Here is a 16,976-nt window from a genome sequence, read left to right as displayed (position 1 = left end):
CGGATTCCACAAAACCGCTGATTCAGCGCTCACACGGTGCGGAGTGGGTCATATCGCCGGTTCCGATGCCGCGTACCAGCAAAGGCACGATGGTCCGGCGCACGAAACACCGCGCCTGTTCGACATCGTCGAAGTCGACTCCGCCGGACGGGGTCAACAGCAGCGAATGAGTGAGTCGCGCAATCAGTTCCGCGACCGGCGCGGGATCGTAGCGGTTCAGACACTCGAGTTCCTGACCCCGCTCGACGAATCGCAGGACATAGCTGATTGCGGTACGGACGAGCTGCTGCCCGCGCACCGTATAGAAGGCGAGGGCGTCTTCGGGCTCGGCGGCGGCCAACCGGGTGATGATCGGGTGGCTTCGTACGACCTCGAACAGGGTGAGCATCATCTGCTCGATTCGCGTCTCCAAGCCCACTGTCGCGATACCCACTTCGGTCGCGGATACCAAGGCACGCTCGGCTTCTCGCGCCAGCACCGTATCGACCAGGTTCTCCTTGGTGGCGAAATGGCGATAGATGGTGATGCGGTTGACCCGCGCGTGACGGGCGATGTCATCGAGGCTCGCGCGCCGGATTCCCACAAGCAGAATGCGCTCCAGCGCGGCGTCGAGGATCCTGTCCTCCAACGGGTTTCGGTCTGGCATGCACCGAAACTCCCCTACTCGCGCTCGAGCTCGACCGAGGCTGGACGATTGACGAGAGAATCGCCGCTCACGCTGTTCGGAGTCCAGACCGCGCCGTCGTGCACGAGCGGCCGGCGGTCATTTCGCTAGCCTGCGACTACCCCGGCCGGGACGGGAAGGCAATCATGACTTCACGAGCAACGCGAATCGCCGGAGCGGCCGTCCTCATCGGACCATGCTGGGCCGGAACAACATACGCACACGCGGATCCGACGACGACGCCACCGTCGAGCACCACCGTCGCACCGCCGACTACCACCGTGCCGGGCCCCTCGTCGGTCACGCCGAGCCCGGTACCGACGACCACCGACTCGGCACCGCCGACCACTTCGGCGCCACCGGTCACCGTGCTGCCGACAACTCCGGCGATCACACCTGATCCGGGACCCGCGGTGATCGTATCGGCGGTGACCCTCACCGCTGTCGAGGCGGGCTCACCACCGGAATTTCGGTTCGCGACCCTGATGTGCTCACCGAAGATCGACGGCACCCATCCCGACGCGAAAAGCACGTGCGACGAATTGAACGCGGTGAACGGCAATTTCGACAAGCTCACCGGCACCCCGGGGATCTGCCCGAACATCTGGCGGCCGGTGACGATTGTGGCCCAGGGGTTCTGGCAGGGAGCCCAACTGTCGTTCAAGCACAGCTTCCCCAACCGGTGTATCGCCGATCACGCGAGCAAGTACGTCTACAGATTCTGATCGGCGTAGGAACTCGAGTTCGAATACTGTGACCGAGCCGCACCCGCGGCTGGGCTGAGTCGGTAACTATCCAGAGCCGCACAGCGGTTCCTCGATCAGTTCACCGGTCGCCCTACCATCACTCGGGAGTCGGGTCGACGAGCCCGGCCCATCGCTCGCTCGGCGGCATCCATCAACCACTACCCCCGGCCGGGTCCGCCGAGCGAGCCGCACGGGGCAGCGGTGTCATCATCAGCCCTGCCCCACCCATCCGCGGGCGTGCCGCGCCGCGTTCGGGCGAGCCATCGATCGTTGTGCACGCTCGCTGATTTCATCGTGCGCGTCACGGACGATCGCTCGCCATGCGGCGCCGCGGTCACCGGCGCGTGCGAGCGCGCCGGCGGCGATCGCCAGTTTTCGTCCGGAACGCATCAGGTGCCGTGGCTCCCGAATCCGGCTCACGACTTCCATCATCGCCGCGCCCAGTGCGGGATCGGCGACGCCCGCGCGGTACAACTCGACCTCGATCGGGGTCATCTCCTCCCCTCGCGCCAATCGATTGGTGTACTGGTACATCTCGAGGCATTCGGCCTCGCGCCGCATCTCCCAGTCGGACACCTGACGATCCAGTGCCTGTGGATCGTCGAGCACCCGCGCGACCGATTCACCGAGCAGCCGCCCGTAGCGCAGCGCGTCCCTGATTCCCTGTGCGGTCACCGGATCCTTGAAATGTCCGGAGTCCCCGGGCAGCGCCCATCCCGGGCCGCCCGAACGCCGGAAGTAGGACTCCAAGTCCACCGCCGAGCGCACCCGGGTCCGAAGCGTGCACCCATCGAGACGATCCGACAATCCCGGGAGTTCGGCGATCATTCGGCGATACTGTCGCTCGATCTGTCCTGCCACCCGTACGGCTCGGTCGCGTGGCGGCTGGATCAGGCACAGCAGCAGACCGCCATCACAGGGAAAGGCGGTGCCCAGCAGGTCGCCGGAACGCCATTGCGCCGCAACCGATCTCCATTCGAGTGAAGTGTCGTGCCAGTACGCGAACACGCATGACCGGCCGCTGGGCTCGATCCGGTAGGGAGCGTGCGCGCCCACCAGGCGCGCGACCGTGCTGCGCCGACCGTCCGCGCCGATGACCAGCCGGGCATCGATCCGCCGCTCGTTCCCGTTCCGGTCGAGGTACCGCACACCGACAACGCGTCGTCCCGCCCAGACCAGAGCGACCACTCGTGAGCGTTCCCGAATCTGCGCCCCGCCCGCGCGGGCAGTGTCGACCAAGGCTGCATCGAGGCCGGCCCGGCGCACGCACATCGAGTACCCGATCGTGCCGTAGCGCCCGAACGGTGCGCGGACCGTGAATCCCGCGCCATCGGCGAGGCCGGTTGTCAATGGTGGGGCGCCCAGGGCAAGCACACGCGGCAGCGCCCCGAGCTCGGCGAGTTCGAACACGCCCGAGGGCCAGAGCAGATGGGTCGACAAGGTGTCCGAGGGGAACGCCGAACTGTCCAACCCGATGACGCTGCGCCCGGCTCCGGCAAGGGCGATGGCGGCCGCTGTTCCCGCACAACGGGTTCCGACTACGACCACATCGGCCTGTTCGGTGACCATGGTGACCCTCCGGGATTCAACGCCGAATCGGTGTAACTAAGCACCTTTTAGCGATACATTGTGTCACGATCGGCTGTCGACGTCATCGACAACGAGCCTCATCGATGTAACCCGCACGAAGGACGACCAGCATGAGTTGCGTAGTACCACAGCGACATCCAGAGCGTCCGCGGGCCGTTCCCGGGCTCGGGCCGATGGCGTGGCTGCTGGGCGTGGGCAAACCGACGGCCGATCAGTGGCGCGTACTCGGCGAATCGCTCCTTGCCGGTGACGAGCGGATGGACGCCCTCGTGGACTGGATGTTCTCCGAAGGCTTCGCCGAGACTCGCCTGATGTTCGAGTGCGCGGTCCGCGATGGAATCGACACCGTGGCCCGGGCGCCCGAGCCGCTGCGAGAGTTCTTCGCCCACTTAGAGAATCCGCCGGAGTGGCTGGATCGGGCCAAGGTCGCGCGTGGCGCCCGGGTTTTCCGGACCGGCGGCGCCGACGGCGTCTACATCGCGCGTGATGTCGCATTCCTGGGCGGCTATCTGGCCTCCGGGTTCAACAAGACTCTGATCCGAACCGGTGCCTTGGAGAAAGGGCCATCGGCGCGGTTCGCCGAAACACTGCAGTGGGCACTCGATGTCACCGCCGAGGGGGGTATGGACGACTTCGGGCCGGGCTACCGTTCAACGCTGCACGTGCGGTTGATTCACGCGCTCGTGCGCCGCCACGTCGGTGCCATGTCCGATTGGGATACCGCCGCGTGGGGCGTGCCGATCAACCAAACCGATATGGCCGCAACGCTGGTGGGTGCGCTGATGTCACCGTTCGCGGCCGCACCCGCCCTGGGCATCGTGCCGATACCTCGCGAACTCGATGACGCCGCGCATCTGACGAAGTATGTGGGGTGGCTGCTGGGCGTCGAGAATCAGTGGCTGCCACACGGTTTCCGCGATGCCATCCGCATCCTGTACCACTGTTTGTCGGCCATCACCGATCCGGACGACACAACCGTGCGATTGGCCCGACCGATGGCCGACGATCCGCTCACGTGGCAGTACCCGCGTTTCGCCGCTGTCCGACGCGAAATCGCACGCGCTCAACACCTTTCGATGGCCAGTGCATTTCTGGGTCCGAAGGCGATGCACGCGCTCGGCCTGAGCTACGCACTGCCGTGGTATCCCCTGCTGCGCATACCGATCAATCTGCTGCGGGTGCTGCGCGGACGCCTGCTCCCGGGCGGTCTCACACGCGCTGCCGCGCGCGGTCGCCGCGAACAGGAGGCGTTCCTCGCGCGGCTGATCGGGTCCGCTGTCCCGAACGTCGGTGCGACCGCGCACCACCTGCATCACGCGGCGTGACCAGGTCGTAGGGAAGACGTCACTTCTTCCGAGGGACGGACTTCTTCGTCGCCGATGTCTTCTTTGCGACAGCCGTCTTCTTCGCGGGGGCGGGCTTTTTCGCCGCCGCGGTCGACTTCGCGCTCGCCCGCTTCGCCGCCGGGGTCGTGCGAGGCGCGGGGGCCGCGCGCTTGCGCGGGGTCGCGACCGGCTCGGCACCGATGCCGCGAATGAGCAACGGCACCACGGCGGCCCGAACGAAGGCGCGGGTCTGCTGCTCGTCATCGAAGTCCACTCCGCCGACCGGTGTCAGCAGAATCGAATGCGCCATGCGCGCCAATAGTTCCGCGACCGGGCGCGCGTCGTAGGGCTGCAAAGTCCCCTGCGCCTGACCATATTCGGAGTAGGCGATGATGTAGGTGATACCCGCCTCGACCAGTTGGCGGGCCCGCACGGTATAGAACGTCAGCGCGTCGTCGGTGTCCACGTGGATCAACTGGGTGACCATAGGGTGGGTCCGGATCTGGCGGATCAACTCCACCATGGTCTCTTCGATCTGCGCTTCGACGCCGCTGACCGCGGACCCGGCGGCGGTGATGTCGGCGAGCGCGCGCTGGAGTTCTCGCGCCATCACCGCCTCCACCACGTTCTCCTTGGTGGTGAACCGGCGATAGATCGTGACCCGATTCATGCCCGCGCGGCGCGCGATGTCATCGAGCGTCGACCGCCGGATCCCCACCTGCAGGATCCGTGCCAGCGCCGCGTCGAGAATTTTTTCGTCGGTAGGGTCACGATCGGTCACGCAGCGAAGTTATCCGACTCGTTGCATTGAATCAACGACCACGGCGCTCTCCGCCGGGATGCGTCGTTGGAATGTCCCGGGGACGCAAGTGCTGTCGTCACCCGACCCCGGACGGGTGACGACCATGTTCACCGACGTGAGGTCAGCAACTGGGCAGGTAGTAGCCCGATCCGGTCAGCCCGGCGGCCGAGCCCGCGAACGCACACAGGAACGAGAGCGGGCCCGACCCCGAGGTGGGCGTCGACGAACCGGATGTGGACAGCTGTGACGACGAACCGGTCGTCGTCGGCGCGGTGGTGGTGTCGGCGGAGGCGATGGGCGCCGCCAGCACCAGCCCGCCCAGAATCGCGGACGCGATACAGGTTTTCGTTGTGGATCTCATTTCGACAAACTCCTACGCGATCGGAATCAATTGCGCCGCAAGGCTATCGGAGCACATCCAGGCGGAAGTGAGCCTCATGACGATGCACAGGGAACTCGCCCGATCATTCATGCGTGAGCCAGAGCGACCGAACCCCGCGATGACGAATCCGGCGCCATGACTGTGCAATGTCCGAAACACGAATATGCCTGGCGCGCAGCGTCATCGACCTCAGTAGCCTGAGACGATGTTTGGTATCGGCTGGGGTGAAATGATCATCTTGCTGGCGGCGGCCCTGTTGATTCTCGGGCCGGAACGACTCCCCGGAGCGGTCGTCTGGACACTGCGCTCGGTAAGGCAGGTTCGCGATTACGCTGTCGGTGCGGCCGAGCAGCTCAAACAGGAGCTGGGCCCCGAGGTGGAGGAGTTGCGAAAGCCGCTCGCGGAGTTGAACAGACTCCGCGGTTCCACCCCGCAGACATTGATCACCAAACATCTGCTCGACGGCGACGAATCGCTCTTGTCCGCCGAAACTACGAGCACGGGATCAGCCCCCACGACGTCACTCTTTCACCGGCCCGAGCCCACGACGAATTTCGGAATAATGAATGAGCCCGTCGTGGACTCGGAGGCCGGCACACCGGTGCCGAAAATCGACACCGACGCGACGTAGACAGGCCCATGATCCGGCAGGCTACGAACTGAATACTCGGGCGCTCGAATCCTCTCGGATTCGAGCGCCCGAGCGCTTTCCAGGAATTCTGTGCGCATCCGGCAACGCAAGGATCGGACCGGCGGTCGGCCGAACACCATTGGTCGCCCGACCGCCGCGATATCGCCATTGGCGTGGCCTCGGATCGGGGCATCACGCCGTCGATCGTGTGTAACACTGTATCGATATTGGCTTCATTGCGTCAATGATGTATCAGATGTTGATGCATTGTGACATTCGGGCTAACGTAGCTGCCAACCTCATAGCAGGAACAGGCAGGGGGCCAGCACCGAAGGCCGTATCAACGGACGCGTAGCCGCACCACCGATACGGCTCACGTGCACCCCGAGCGAATCGCTCGGCCCCGTCTGGAATTCACGCCGGCATCCCGGCACATTCGCGAGTGGAATGGAGCACTCATGCACGTCAACGCCGACGTTCGCCCCGATTTCTCGACTCCCATCCGCCAGTACCCCGAGGCCCGAGCCGGGAAGTACGCAGACAACCGGCCGGTGCGGCCGGCGGGACCACGCCCGTACACCGCCCAGCGCACCGCATCCGAGGACAATTCCGCACGGATCGCGATTGCCCGGCACTGCGACAAGATCATGTCGGACATGTTCGCGGCGCGCGATGTCACCGATGACGGGATCTATGTCGAGCGATTGCGGAACAGCACGAAAAACTGGCTCCGGCACGGGATTTCGATCGATACGGTGCATCGGGCGATCCGGGAGGCGGCGGACCGGGCGTTCGAGCGACTGGTGGGCGGATCCACCGTGCGCGACCCCGGGCATCTACTCGGCCACACTCGACGACTGTTCCGAATTCACGGCGTGGTCACCACGATCATGTCCTCGATCTTCGTCGAACAGATCCACCCCGGCGCGGAGCGGCCCGCGGCTCATCTGTACACGGTGGCCTCGGCCCTGGCCGAGGGCCGCACAGCGGCGTTGCCCGCTGATGTCGACATCGCCAACTCGTATGCGGTTCTGGCAGTGTCGATTCCACGTCATCGCGACGAGGAATCCGGTAGTCCGAGCGCGAGCCTGGTGGCTCAGCGAAAGCTCGGCAGGATGCAGATCGCCCTCGACGATCGGACCGGATCCACAGCGCTGTCGACCCTCGGAGTCCGAGGCGGCACCATCTTGATACCGTCCCTCGAGGCGACAAGCAACAGGCTCGATCAACTGGTGGGCGAGTTGTCGCATGCGGTCCAGGTTCCGATCACGGCTATCGTGCTCGACAGCACCCGTGACGGGGTCCGGGCCTCCGCCGACCTGGCGCACGATCTGCTCGATGTCGCCATCCGGCTGCGCTATCCGGGCGGGTTGTATCGCAGCGGCGATCTCGCCCTCGAATATCAGCTGACACGTCCGGGCCCCGCCCGCGACAAGCTCGGGTCGCTACTGGACCCACTGAGCATGCATCCGGACCTGCTGCACACGTTGCTGTTGCACATCCACACCAACCTCAGCCGACAGCACACCGCACGCCTGCTGCACCTGCACCGCAACACCATCGACTATCGCCTGCACCGGATTCAGGAGCTCACCGGCTACGACCCGGCCGACCAGACCGGTCTGTGGTACCTGCAGTCCGCCCTGGTGGTCCGCGCGTACTGCCGCAACCGGGCCGCGGTCTGACTCCGCCCGAATACGCGGATCCGACTGCGAGACAGACGGATCCGCGCGGCTAGGACTCCGCAGACTTGGCTGCCAAGCCGGTGTCGGGCTGCCCCATTCCATACTTCAGCAGTGGCACCACCGTGGTCCGCACGAATTGCCGAGTCTGAGCCTCGTCGTTGAAGTCCACTCCCCCATTGGGGGTCAATAGTAGCGAATGGGCAAGGCGGGCAAGCAGTTCCGCGACCGGACGCGGTTCGTAGGGCGCCAGAACCCCGGCGCGCTGACCGCGTTCGGCGAAGGCGACGATGTAGAAGATCCCGGCCTGAACGAGCTCTTCACCGCGCAGGGTGTAGAAGCTCAGCGCGTCCTCGGGCGCGACTTCGAGCAGCCGGGTCGCGAAGGGGTGGGTGAGCGTCGCGCGGATCAGGGCGCACATCGTGGCTTCGATCTGCTCGTCCACACCGACGGCTGCCCTGCCGACCGCGGTGACCTCGCCGAGCACTCGCAACAACTCGCGCCGGAGTACCTGCTCCACGAGATTGTCCTTGGTCGTGAAGCGTCGATAGATGGTGATGCGATTCATCCCGGCCCTGCGGGCGATGTCGTCCAGGCTCGCCCGCCTGACCCCGAGCAGCAGAATCCGTTCCAACGCGGCATCCAGAATCTTCTCGTCGACCGGATCGCTGTCAACCATGTATCGAAGTTATCCGTTCCGTTGCAATGATTCAACGACGCGAACTCACGTTACCCAATCGTTTCCGGTACGGCGAGCAGTGGTTCGAGTACGTTGCCCGTCTCACCGCGCGGCAGTGCGGTCAGGAAGGACACATCGCGGGGCCCTGCTATGCGGCCCGGGCGACAACGGATGTATTCCCGCATCATCGGCGAATCCAAACCGGAATCCGCAACTTTCCTCGGTTCGAAGGTTCGCGCGCGGCGCCGCTGGAGCACTCACCGCGCGAACCTCTTCGACCGCAGACACTTTCACGAGCGGAACGGACTCATAGCGGGTCGCAGGCTCGCGCGATCAATGCCGCCCGCAGGTGCCACAGTCCGGTGGCCTGCGTGGGATCGTAGCCGGTCAACTGCCCGATTCGCTTGAGGCGATAGTCGACGGTATTACTGTGCACATGCAACAACCGGGCGGTGCGTTGCCGATTCAGGTTGGTTCCGATATGTCGCTCCAGGGTCCGCAGCAACTCCGGATGCGTATCCAGAGGATCGAGCAGCGACCCCAGCACGTCCCGGCCGAAACCCTCGCGCGAGAGCTGGTATTCCAGTGCGAGATCATCGAAGCGGTACAGGCGCGCCGCCCAGCCGAGTTTGCCCGCCATGGTGAGCAATTCGTGCGCCTGCGCGGCGGCGGTGGGTATCTGTTCCGGTGCTGCGAGCGTGGCGACCGCCGTGATGGCCGCTTCCACGGTGCGAGAGAGTGACCCGATCAATTCCTCGGCAGCCTCGGAATCCATCACGTCCCGCGGGATCAGGACGGTCCCTCCATCCACCGACAGCAGCGACAACGCCGATCCCGCTGTGCCGCCCGCGAGTTCCTCCTGGATACGGTGCACCATGCGCCTGCCGGCCTGCGTGCCGTCGAGAGCCGATGTCGCCTCCGCGGACGGTTGCAGAGACAGCACGAATACGTGATAGAACTCCGCGACCTCTATCCCGCATTCACGAGCGATCGTGGAGAACGGGTGGCCCGCGAGCAAAGCCGATGTCAAGGTCGCGACCGCGATATTGTGCTCGGTGACCGCGGTTCGCGCCTCGCGGACGTAGGCCGCCGAGACCGTCGCGGTTGTCCGATCCAGCATTTCGATGATGAGTTTGGTTGCCCGAGCGAGGTTCTCGCAGTTGGCGAGCGCTTTGTCCAGACGTGCCTCGGTGGCCCGCCCACCGGCCTCGGGCGCGATCGTCATGGTCGACACCACACGGTCCAGGCCCAGCTCGAGACCGTCGTGTATCGACTGGTGAATCGTGTCGATCGGGACGCCATCCTGCGCCCACTGCGCAACGAAACTCCCAAGCCTTTCGATCTTGTCCGGCAGATCGCGGCCATCGAGCATACTGGCGGTCAGTTCGAGGCAGGTGCGGGTGACGGTTCCGAGATCGGCGTAATTGGCGTCTTCGGCGATCGCCGGCCCGTCCGTGCCGGGCGCCGCGGCGGGTCCGAACCTCAACCACGACGAAGCCTGGGACGCTTTGGGTTGAGAGGTCGTCAGCCCGTGCATCGCTGGGCGATCGGTTTCCTCGAATGTCATCACTGGCCCTTTCCGACCTCGATCATGTCGACAGGCGGATCACCCTAACGACCGAGCGCGGGCGCACGGGACCCATCGCGACGCCGTTGTTCGAAATGCGAAGACGCACACGGCGTTTTACTGTGCGCGATCCCAATTCGGCGCGCACACCGCCGGCGGCGTCGTCGCCCGGGACTCAATGCCATAGCCGTCGGCACGGGAGTAACCGCAATCCGGGGCGCACCCGGTGATCGACGGTGACACGCAAACCGGGCACACCCACCGCCGCCAGGGCGAATTCGGTTGCCTCGGACCAGGTCGCGGTGTACTCGAGCGCCAGCTCGCCACCCGGTGTCGAACCTTCGAAGCGAACCACGATTCGGCAGTACCCATCGCGTTCCGCTCCGAGGCAGAAGGATTCATGGAATTCGGCGACCGACACATCGTTCCTTAGGTCGGGAGTCGCTGCGCGATACGGGCGGCAGTCCCCGGTATCCGCTCGTCGTTCGACGGTACGGCCTCACGCCGAGGAGGTGGTGCGGGCCGATGTCATGCTGGAGTTCTGACAGCGGGCGTCCCGAAGATGCTGCGCCACAGGCCAGTACAAGTGAAATGCGTGTAGTGCAGATTTATCGCCAATGACCAGGTTCAGCGCGGACGAGAGCCGCTTGAAACGAAGCAACGAAGAGTTTATCTTCGGTGCATGGTCGTGCCGAATGCTGATGTCGACGAGAGGATCCTGGACGCGGCATTGCATCGCATATCCCAGGTCGGCATCCGACGAGCTAGCGTGGACGATATCGCCCGCGGCTGCGGCATTACGCGGATCACGATCTATCGCAGGTTCATCAGTAAGGAGAACTTGGTCGACGCGGTTCTCACGCGCGAGGTGCACCGACTGCTGTCCGAACTGACGACCATCGCCGCGGTCACCGACAGCCCCGACGTCCAGATCGAGGAATCGGTGCTCCATGTCCTGCGGCAGACGCACGCCCATCCGCTACTGAGTAGGCTGACCGCGGTCGCGCCCGAGGAGGCTGTCGCCTTCTATACCTTGCGCGGCGGCGAAATCATCACTCTGGGAATCGATTACATTGTCGAGGCGCTCGGCCAGGCGCAACGGGGCGGCCTGATAGACCAGTACGACCCGCGTCCTGTCGCGGAATTGCTGGCGCGACTGGCGCATTCGTTGCTGCTCACCCCGGCGGGCGGGTTACGACTGCAGAACGAGGAGACGGCGCGCGAGTTCGTTCGCGGCTTCATCACTCCGCTGGTCAAACATGGCATCAAAGGCCATTCCAGCAACCTGAGTGGCTAGGAGCCGAACTGCCAGCTCGAGCCGAATTCACGTCGAGGTCTATCAGTCGGCAAGGCCCCCAGGCGATCTCAGCCCGGCCAGCTTCCTCGACGGGAGTGCTACGCTGAAGAGGTAGCCAGGGCTCGCTCGGCGGCCCCCAACCGGAGGCCTGGTTGATTGGATGGAAACCGCCGAGCGGGCTGTGGCACAGTCGCAAGATTTTGCGCCACGAGATAGACCGTAGGCCATCGCTCGCCATTCCCGGCCCGTTGAAAACAAATGTTGGATGTCCTCCGAGGCGTTTCGCGAAACCACTCGACATCCTCACAAGATCTCTCCATGTCGTTCGTGCCCACAGCTGTCAGCCCCGAAATATGCTTTCCGACAGCATATTTCGGGGCTACAGAAATGGTGGGCGACGAACTCGGTCCGCGGACCGTCGAGTCAGCGCTCGGAGATCGGTTCGGGGCGCTCGATGGCAGCGGCCTCGTCATCGGCCGGTTCACCCTGCAGAGCGCGGGCTCGACGCCGGTCGTTGAATCGCGCGAACTGCACGGCCAACTCGAACAACGCGGTCAAGGCGAAGGCCAGGGCGAGCATCGAGAAGGGGTCCTGCGGGGTCACCGCGGCCGCGAAGACGAACAACGCGAAGATCGCGCCTCGCCGACTGGAGGCGAGCCTGCGGTAGCTGAGTACGCCGACCACATTGAGCCCGATAACCAGAAGGGGCGCTTCGAAACTGACGCCGAAGATGATCAGCAGCTTGATGATGAAACCGAAGTATTGAGCGCCGCTGAGCGCGGTGATCTGGACGTTGTTCCCGATGCTGAGCAGAAACGCCAGCGCGTGAGCCACCACGGCGTACGCCAGCGCGGCGCCCAGTGCGAACAGGGCGGTGCCGGTGCCGACGAAGCCGATGGCGTAGCGACGTTCGCGACGGAACAGCCCGGGTGTCACGAATGCCCACAGCTGATACAGCCAGACGGGCGTAGCGAGGACCACGCCCGCCGTGAGCCCGATCTTCAGGCGCAGGGTGAACTGTTCGAACGGCGCGGTGGCCAGCAACAGGCAGGAGCCGTCCGAGGTCAGTACGGCACGTGAACTCTGCGGGAGCGAGCAATAGGGTCCCCGCAGGACGTCACCCAGGCTCTGCATACCGAGCAGTGAGTGTGAATACCACAGGAACCCGAGCAGACTGGTCGCCACCACGGCCGCCAGCGCCTTGAGCAGGCGGGCCCGAAGTTCGGCGAGATGCTGGACCAGAGACATGGTGCCGTCACGAGGGCCGGTTCGGCGCGGACGACGGAGATCGAACGGGATGTGCATGGCTTGGATGGCTCCCGATCCGGTGAAGACCCGAGTGCCCACCGAGGGGGGCACTCGGACCCTCGGTGGGACGTCATACCGCGCATGGTTTCGGTGAATGCGCGGTAAACGGGCGCGGCTACGGACGAGGGGATTGGAAGCAACTCGCCCGGACCACGTTCAGATGGCTCTTGTCGAATGCAAAGCTAGAACGAAAGCCGCTTTGCGACAACGGATTCAAGCGGGCGCTGGAAAGCCGACAGTCCGGTTGGCCGCATCGGATGTGCAACCGCACAGCCGCGGGGATGAGATCCGAGCCCACGGGCCCTCGAGCACATCCGGTGAATCAATGAAACACAGTCTGTAGGATCGATGCATGGTGTACGGGTGCGACGAACTCCACGAACGAATTCTCGACGCCGCACTCGCGCGCATGCTTCAGGTCGGGATTCGGCGAGCGAGTCTTGATGACATCGCACGCCGCTCGGGAGTGAGCAGGGTGACGATCTATCGCCGGTTCACCACCAAGGAGAATCTGATCGACGCGACGATCGCGCGCGAGATCCAGCGGGTGCTGACGGCCGTGGCGACCGTCGCGCCCGCGGACGGCACCCTCGACGCGCAGATCGAAGCGATGGTCCGATACGTTCTGCGTCAGACACAGACTCATCCGCTGGTCACCCAACTGTTGGAGATCGCCCCGGAAGAAATATTGGGTTTCTACACCGTCCGCGGTGAGCAAGCCGTCGGACTCGGCGTCTACTACATCGTCGAGGTCCTCGAGGGCGCGCAGCGCCGCGGATTGATCGGCCGATACGACACCCGCCCCGTCGCCGAACTTCTCGCCCGGCTGATGCATTCGGTATTCCTCACCCCCACCGGAGGAGTCGACTTCCGCGACGAAGCGACCTCAGGTGCGTTCATCGCTCAGTGTGTGGTGCCGATGATCAAACACGGCATCCCATCGCACGCCCTCCGCTGATACCGAAGGCGCACCGCGTGTCGATCGCGCCGTGCGCATCGCGTTACCACGTAACGCCCAGTCCCAGATAGGCCAGTCGGCTCGTCTGGATCTCGCGGGACCGGGCAAGCGCAACGTCGATGCGCTCGTCGGCAGTGGTGTCCAGTAGGCGTCGTCCCGGCCAGATCTCGTAGTCCCCGACCAGATCCGGCTCGGCGAGCAGAGCGGCCTGAAACAACCGCTCGCGTTCGCTGAGCACGGTCAGTATCGGAATGTTCGACCACCGCGACCACGCGTGATCGACGATGTCGGCCACGCGATCTCGGTCGTAGGGCTGCTGTTCGAGCCAGGTTCTGATCAGTGTGCTGCCCGCGTCGAGATAGCGGGACTCGTCCCGCCCCGCACGACGCTCACGGTCCGCGACAGCCGGAGCCAAGGGCTGCCAGCGCCGTTCGCTCAGTTCGAGCAGCGGGCCGAGGTACTCTTCGGCGGCGAGGATGAGCAGCAGCGCCCCGGCCAGGACATCACCCCGCACGAGCAGCGGTGTGATGTAGGCGTCAACGGGTGCGAGCAGCCGATCACGCGTGCTGCCACCGCGGTGTTCGATGACATCACGCAGATCCCGTCCTGAGATGCCCATCTCGACCAGGCAGTCCCGAAATGCCTTGGTATGGCGCACCGCGTCGATCATCTGCGTGGCGAAGAACTCCATTGTCGCGGTATCCGGGGCGGCCGCCACCAGGAGCCCGGACGCGCGCGCCGCTTCTTCCCCTATCGCGCAACGGAATCCGAGTTCGTGCACCAGTGCGTCCCGTAACGGACCGGCACTCGGTATTCGGTCGGGCGGGACCGTGGGGGCGGTGACCGCCTCGGTCGCGGACTGCCGGACCAGGGCGGCCAACCAGGATTCGAGGTCGCAGTGGGCGATCGTCAGGGTGGGCGCACACGCGCCTTCCGCGTACCGCGTCATACCGGCGGCAATTCCAGCAGGGCCGCAACGGCTTTGGCCGCACTCTGCACGGCGCTCTCCATCGTCGCCGACCAGTCGGTGCTGGTCCAATCCCCCGCCAGCATCAAGGTGGGGACGGAAGTGCGCTGGTCGGGTCGCAAGCCGTCGAGACCGACAACCTGGGAGAAGGTGGCCTGGGCCATCTTCACCACGTGCGCGTGCACGACGCGAGCCTGCGCGGCCTCGGGATAGTAGCGGCGCAACAGGGCGACCTGCTCACGGATGATCTCCTCATTGCCGCGATTGATCTGTTCATAGGCGCCACTGGTCGTCAGGCAGTACAGCCACGTGCCGTCCGCGCTCCGGCGATGCATGCGCTGGCGGTCGAAGACCTCGTCGATGACGCCGGTTCCGCCGATGAGCGCCTCCATCGCCGCCTTGGTCCGCAGCGGGCGGTCCAGATAGAGATTGGTGCTCACGATGGGCGTGTGGCCCAATTTGTCCGCCGCGGCGTAGATTTCGGAGTGTTCGGGAAGGTCGTCGAGCAATCCGCCGATGCGGGAGTTGGGTACGGCGCAGATCACCGCATCGGCGGGGATTCGGCTGCCATCCGCGAGTTGCACACCCACGACCGCACCCGATTCGATCACCACGCGCCGCGCGACCGTGCGATACCGCACATCCACCCCGAACTTGTCGAAGACCCGCTTGGCTCCATCGATGAGCAGGGTGTCCAGGTCCACGGTCGGATATCCGATCGTCACGGCCCGGCGCTCGCGCGTGCCCAGCCGAATCGCCGTCGCCACCACGTCCGCGAAGATCTTGGCCGATTCTCGCTCGACGGGCTCGGCTGCGATACCGAGGGCCAGCCAATCCCACACCGCCTCACGAGCTTTCGCCGGCATACCGACACGCCGCAACCACTGATCGGTGGTGATGTCGGCCAGATCCGGCGGCTGCCGCAATGCCTGGCGGCCCAGTCGCAGCGTCGCGCGAACAGCGCGTAGCCGGTCCAGCGGGCTCGCGTCGGGGTGCGCGCCCATCAGAGTGCACAGCGCGCGAAATCCCTTGGTATGCATGATTACCGTGCGACCACCGGGCCACCGCAGCGCCCCGTGGTGCGGAAACTCCAGATAGTCCTGGGATCCGATACTGGTCAGGTACCGGATCATGTGTTCGTAGCCGGTGGCCAGGACGTGCTGGCCATTGTCCGGCCGATCCTCGACCTCCCCCACCCACATCGCTTGCGTGCGCCCACCCAGCCGTGCCCGCCGTTCCAGGAGGGTGACCTGTTTACCTGCTTCGGCCAGCCAGACCGACGCGGCCAGGCCCGCCAGACCACCGCCGACAACGACATAACGCCGCGGATCACTCATTCTCAATGCTCCTGCGCTGCGCGAGGTTTCGTGAAATGGGTGGTCATCCCTCGATGGGCTCTGCTGCCGGCCAGGGATTGCACCAGGTGCGAACCGATCAGCTCCTCCGCCTCGGTGACGATGCGAGAGATCAGTTCCTCGCAGCTGGGAATGTCCTCGATCAGCCCCTGCACCTGCCCCGCGGTCCAGGTACCGGCGTCGAGATCGCCGTCCTCGAGCACGCGTCGCCCGCGCGCGCCGGACACCAGATCGCGCACATCCGCGAAAACCCCTCCCGCCTGCTCGATCTCGACCACCTTGCGACTGATCTCGTTATCGGCGACGCGGGCGGTGTTGTGCATGGTGCGCAGAATCAGTCGGGTGTCACGTTCGGTGTTGGCGACGATGCGGGCCTTGACCTTGGGGTGGATCGGGGCTTCTCGCGTGCACATGAATCGGGTGCCCATATTGATGCCGTCCGCCCCCAGGGCCATGGCCGCCACCAGCCCGCGTCCGTCGGCGATTCCCCCCGAGGCGATGATCGGGATCTCGAGGGCGCGGGCCGTGATCGGGATGAGCACCAGCCCGGTGACGTCATCCTCACCGGGATGCCCGGCGCATTCGAATCCGTCGATCGATACGCAGTCCACGCCGACCGCCTGCGCCTTCACCGCGTGCCGCAGGCTGGTGCATTTGTGAATCACCTTCACCCCGGCCGAGCGGAACAGCGGCATGAACGGTTCGGGATTGCTGCCCGCGGTCTCGACGATGCGTATGCCGGAATCGATGATCGCCTCGGCGTACTCACGATAGGGCGGCGGCGAGATCGTGGGCAGAATGGTCAGATTGACCCCGAAGGGTTTGTCGGTCAGATCCCGCGTGCGTTCGATCTCACGAACCAGGTCCTCGGGCGTCGGCTGGGTCAGCGCGGTGATGAATCCCAGCGCGCCCGCTTGGGCGACGGGAGCGACCAGCTCGGCCCGCCCCACCCACATCATCCCGCCCTGTGCGATCGGATGGTCGATGCCGAACATCTCGGTGAATCGGGTGCGAATCATATCG

Annotated in this window: 17 protein-coding genes; 6 read left to right on the top strand and 11 right to left on the bottom strand. The window is 65.1% G+C overall.

Features of this window, described 5'->3' with window-relative positions:
* Nucleotides 1–22: 22 nt before the first annotated feature.
* Nucleotides 23–646 (bottom strand): TetR/AcrR family transcriptional regulator, encoded by a 624-nt coding sequence (locus ACFC0O_RS13015; protein WP_375956940.1) that lies wholly within the window; start codon nucleotides 644–646, stop codon nucleotides 23–25.
* Nucleotides 647–810: 164 nt separating this feature from the next.
* Here ACFC0O_RS13015 and ACFC0O_RS13010 point away from each other — a divergent pair, with 164 nt between their 5' ends.
* Complete coding sequence (locus tag ACFC0O_RS13010; RefSeq protein ID WP_375956937.1) at nucleotides 811–1,389, top strand: SSI family serine proteinase inhibitor; 579 nt, start codon at nucleotides 811–813, stop codon at nucleotides 1,387–1,389.
* 231 nt (nucleotides 1,390–1,620) lie between these two features.
* Here the strand turns inward: ACFC0O_RS13010 and ACFC0O_RS13005 are convergent, their stop codons facing one another.
* Entirely contained in the window at nucleotides 1,621–2,979 is a 1,359-nt protein-coding gene (locus ACFC0O_RS13005) for an NAD(P)/FAD-dependent oxidoreductase (protein ID WP_375956935.1), read from the bottom strand.
* Between the two features lie 194 nt (nucleotides 2,980–3,173).
* Here ACFC0O_RS13005 and ACFC0O_RS13000 point away from each other — a divergent pair, with 194 nt between their 5' ends.
* Complete coding sequence (locus ACFC0O_RS13000) at nucleotides 3,174–4,325, top strand: oxygenase MpaB family protein (RefSeq protein WP_375956933.1); 1,152 nt, start codon at nucleotides 3,174–3,176, stop codon at nucleotides 4,323–4,325.
* Between the two features lie 19 nt (nucleotides 4,326–4,344).
* Here the strand turns inward: ACFC0O_RS13000 and ACFC0O_RS12995 are convergent, their stop codons facing one another.
* Nucleotides 4,345–5,106 carry a TetR/AcrR family transcriptional regulator gene (locus ACFC0O_RS12995; RefSeq protein WP_375956930.1) on the bottom strand — a complete coding sequence of 254 codons (762 nt, stop codon included), beginning with the start codon at nucleotides 5,104–5,106 and terminating at the stop codon, nucleotides 4,345–4,347.
* Nucleotides 5,107–5,248: 142 nt separating this feature from the next.
* Complete coding sequence (locus ACFC0O_RS12990) at nucleotides 5,249–5,488, bottom strand: hypothetical protein (RefSeq protein WP_375956928.1); 240 nt, start codon at nucleotides 5,486–5,488, stop codon at nucleotides 5,249–5,251.
* A 226-nt stretch (nucleotides 5,489–5,714) separates the two neighbouring features.
* Between ACFC0O_RS12990 and tatB the strand changes: the two genes are divergently transcribed.
* Together tatB and ACFC0O_RS12980 are read left to right on the top strand one after the other, a co-directional pair.
* Nucleotides 5,715–6,140 (top strand): Sec-independent protein translocase protein TatB, encoded by a 426-nt coding sequence (tatB, locus tag ACFC0O_RS12985; protein WP_375956925.1) that lies wholly within the window; start codon nucleotides 5,715–5,717, stop codon nucleotides 6,138–6,140.
* Between the two features lie 458 nt (nucleotides 6,141–6,598).
* Nucleotides 6,599–7,825: a PucR family transcriptional regulator gene (locus tag ACFC0O_RS12980; protein WP_375956922.1), complete on the top strand. Its 1,227-nt coding sequence runs from the start codon at nucleotides 6,599–6,601 to the stop codon at nucleotides 7,823–7,825.
* 49 nt (nucleotides 7,826–7,874) lie between these two features.
* On the opposite strand, the gene ACFC0O_RS12975 is transcribed toward ACFC0O_RS12980, so the two are convergent.
* From ACFC0O_RS12975 to ACFC0O_RS12965, 3 genes are all read right to left on the bottom strand, one after another.
* Nucleotides 7,875–8,501, bottom strand: coding sequence for a TetR/AcrR family transcriptional regulator (locus tag ACFC0O_RS12975; protein WP_375956919.1), 627 nt, complete (start codon nucleotides 8,499–8,501; stop codon nucleotides 7,875–7,877).
* A gap of 307 nt (nucleotides 8,502–8,808) precedes the next feature.
* On the bottom strand, nucleotides 8,809–9,987 hold the full coding sequence (locus tag ACFC0O_RS12970) for a PucR family transcriptional regulator (RefSeq protein WP_375956916.1): 1,179 nt from the start codon (nucleotides 9,985–9,987) through the stop codon (nucleotides 8,809–8,811).
* Between the two features lie 256 nt (nucleotides 9,988–10,243).
* A complete protein-coding gene (locus tag ACFC0O_RS12965) occupies nucleotides 10,244–10,489 on the bottom strand; it encodes a hypothetical protein (RefSeq protein WP_375956913.1) in 246 nt (81 codons plus the stop codon).
* A gap of 261 nt (nucleotides 10,490–10,750) precedes the next feature.
* On the opposite strand from ACFC0O_RS12965, the gene ACFC0O_RS12960 reads away from it, so the two are divergent.
* Complete coding sequence (locus tag ACFC0O_RS12960; protein ID WP_375956910.1) at nucleotides 10,751–11,365, top strand: TetR/AcrR family transcriptional regulator; 615 nt, start codon at nucleotides 10,751–10,753, stop codon at nucleotides 11,363–11,365.
* Between the two features lie 423 nt (nucleotides 11,366–11,788).
* Here ACFC0O_RS12960 and tatC read toward each other — a convergent pair whose 3' ends face one another.
* On the bottom strand, nucleotides 11,789–12,670 hold the full coding sequence (gene tatC, locus ACFC0O_RS12955) for a twin-arginine translocase subunit TatC (RefSeq protein ID WP_375960704.1): 882 nt from the start codon (nucleotides 12,668–12,670) through the stop codon (nucleotides 11,789–11,791).
* 355 nt (nucleotides 12,671–13,025) lie between these two features.
* Here tatC and ACFC0O_RS12950 point away from each other — a divergent pair, with 355 nt between their 5' ends.
* Nucleotides 13,026–13,631 carry a TetR/AcrR family transcriptional regulator gene (locus ACFC0O_RS12950; RefSeq protein WP_375956907.1) on the top strand — a complete coding sequence of 202 codons (606 nt, stop codon included), beginning with the start codon at nucleotides 13,026–13,028 and terminating at the stop codon, nucleotides 13,629–13,631.
* Between the two features lie 43 nt (nucleotides 13,632–13,674).
* Here ACFC0O_RS12950 and ACFC0O_RS12945 read toward each other — a convergent pair whose 3' ends face one another.
* The 3 genes from ACFC0O_RS12945 to ACFC0O_RS12935 are packed head-to-tail and all read right to left on the bottom strand — an operon-like array spanning nucleotide 13,675 to nucleotide 16,972.
* Nucleotides 13,675–14,580, bottom strand: a complete 906-nt coding sequence (locus tag ACFC0O_RS12945) for a hypothetical protein (RefSeq protein ID WP_375956904.1) — start codon at nucleotides 14,578–14,580, stop codon at nucleotides 13,675–13,677.
* On the bottom strand, nucleotides 14,577–16,013 hold the full coding sequence (gene hpnE, locus ACFC0O_RS12940) for a hydroxysqualene dehydroxylase HpnE (RefSeq protein WP_375960702.1): 1,437 nt from the start codon (nucleotides 16,011–16,013) through the stop codon (nucleotides 14,577–14,579). Before hpnE ends, ACFC0O_RS12945 begins: the two co-directional genes overlap by 4 nt.
* Nucleotides 15,938–16,972 (bottom strand): NAD(P)H-dependent flavin oxidoreductase, encoded by a 1,035-nt coding sequence (locus tag ACFC0O_RS12935; RefSeq protein WP_375956901.1) that lies wholly within the window; start codon nucleotides 16,970–16,972, stop codon nucleotides 15,938–15,940. The genes hpnE and ACFC0O_RS12935 overlap by 76 nt, the downstream gene beginning before the upstream one ends.
* Nucleotides 16,973–16,976 lie beyond the last annotated feature (4 nt).

Origin of the sequence: Nocardia sp. NPDC056100, assembly GCF_042266325.1 — a bacterium.
GTDB lineage: Bacteria > Actinomycetota > Actinomycetes > Mycobacteriales > Mycobacteriaceae > Nocardia.
This window is presented reverse-complemented; position numbering and strand designations above follow the sequence as displayed.

Excerpts from the sequence above, each read along its gene's own strand:
- ACFC0O_RS12945 (WP_375956904.1), bottom strand. The coding sequence starts at position 14,580 with ATGACGCGGTACGCGGAAGGCGCGTGTGCGCCCACCCTGACGATCGCC.
- ACFC0O_RS12950 (WP_375956907.1), top strand. The coding sequence starts at position 13,026 with ATGGTGTACGGGTGCGACGAACTCCACGAACGAATTCTCGACGCCGCA.
- tatC (WP_375960704.1), bottom strand. The coding sequence starts at position 12,670 with ATGCACATCCCGTTCGATCTCCGTCGTCCGCGCCGAACCGGCCCTCGT.
- ACFC0O_RS12990 (WP_375956928.1), bottom strand. The coding sequence starts at position 5,488 with ATGAGATCCACAACGAAAACCTGTATCGCGTCCGCGATTCTGGGCGGG.
- ACFC0O_RS12960 (WP_375956910.1), top strand. The coding sequence starts at position 10,751 with ATGGTCGTGCCGAATGCTGATGTCGACGAGAGGATCCTGGACGCGGCA.
- ACFC0O_RS13010 (WP_375956937.1), top strand. The coding sequence starts at position 811 with ATGACTTCACGAGCAACGCGAATCGCCGGAGCGGCCGTCCTCATCGGA.
- ACFC0O_RS12975 (WP_375956919.1), bottom strand. The coding sequence starts at position 8,501 with ATGGTTGACAGCGATCCGGTCGACGAGAAGATTCTGGATGCCGCGTTG.
- ACFC0O_RS12980 (WP_375956922.1), top strand. The coding sequence starts at position 6,599 with ATGCACGTCAACGCCGACGTTCGCCCCGATTTCTCGACTCCCATCCGC.
- ACFC0O_RS12935 (WP_375956901.1), bottom strand. The coding sequence starts at position 16,972 with ATGATTCGCACCCGATTCACCGAGATGTTCGGCATCGACCATCCGATC.
- tatB (WP_375956925.1), top strand. The coding sequence starts at position 5,715 with ATGTTTGGTATCGGCTGGGGTGAAATGATCATCTTGCTGGCGGCGGCC.
- ACFC0O_RS13000 (WP_375956933.1), top strand. The coding sequence starts at position 3,174 with ATGGCGTGGCTGCTGGGCGTGGGCAAACCGACGGCCGATCAGTGGCGC.
- ACFC0O_RS13005 (WP_375956935.1), bottom strand. The coding sequence starts at position 2,979 with ATGGTCACCGAACAGGCCGATGTGGTCGTAGTCGGAACCCGTTGTGCG.
- ACFC0O_RS13015 (WP_375956940.1), bottom strand. The coding sequence starts at position 646 with ATGCCAGACCGAAACCCGTTGGAGGACAGGATCCTCGACGCCGCGCTG.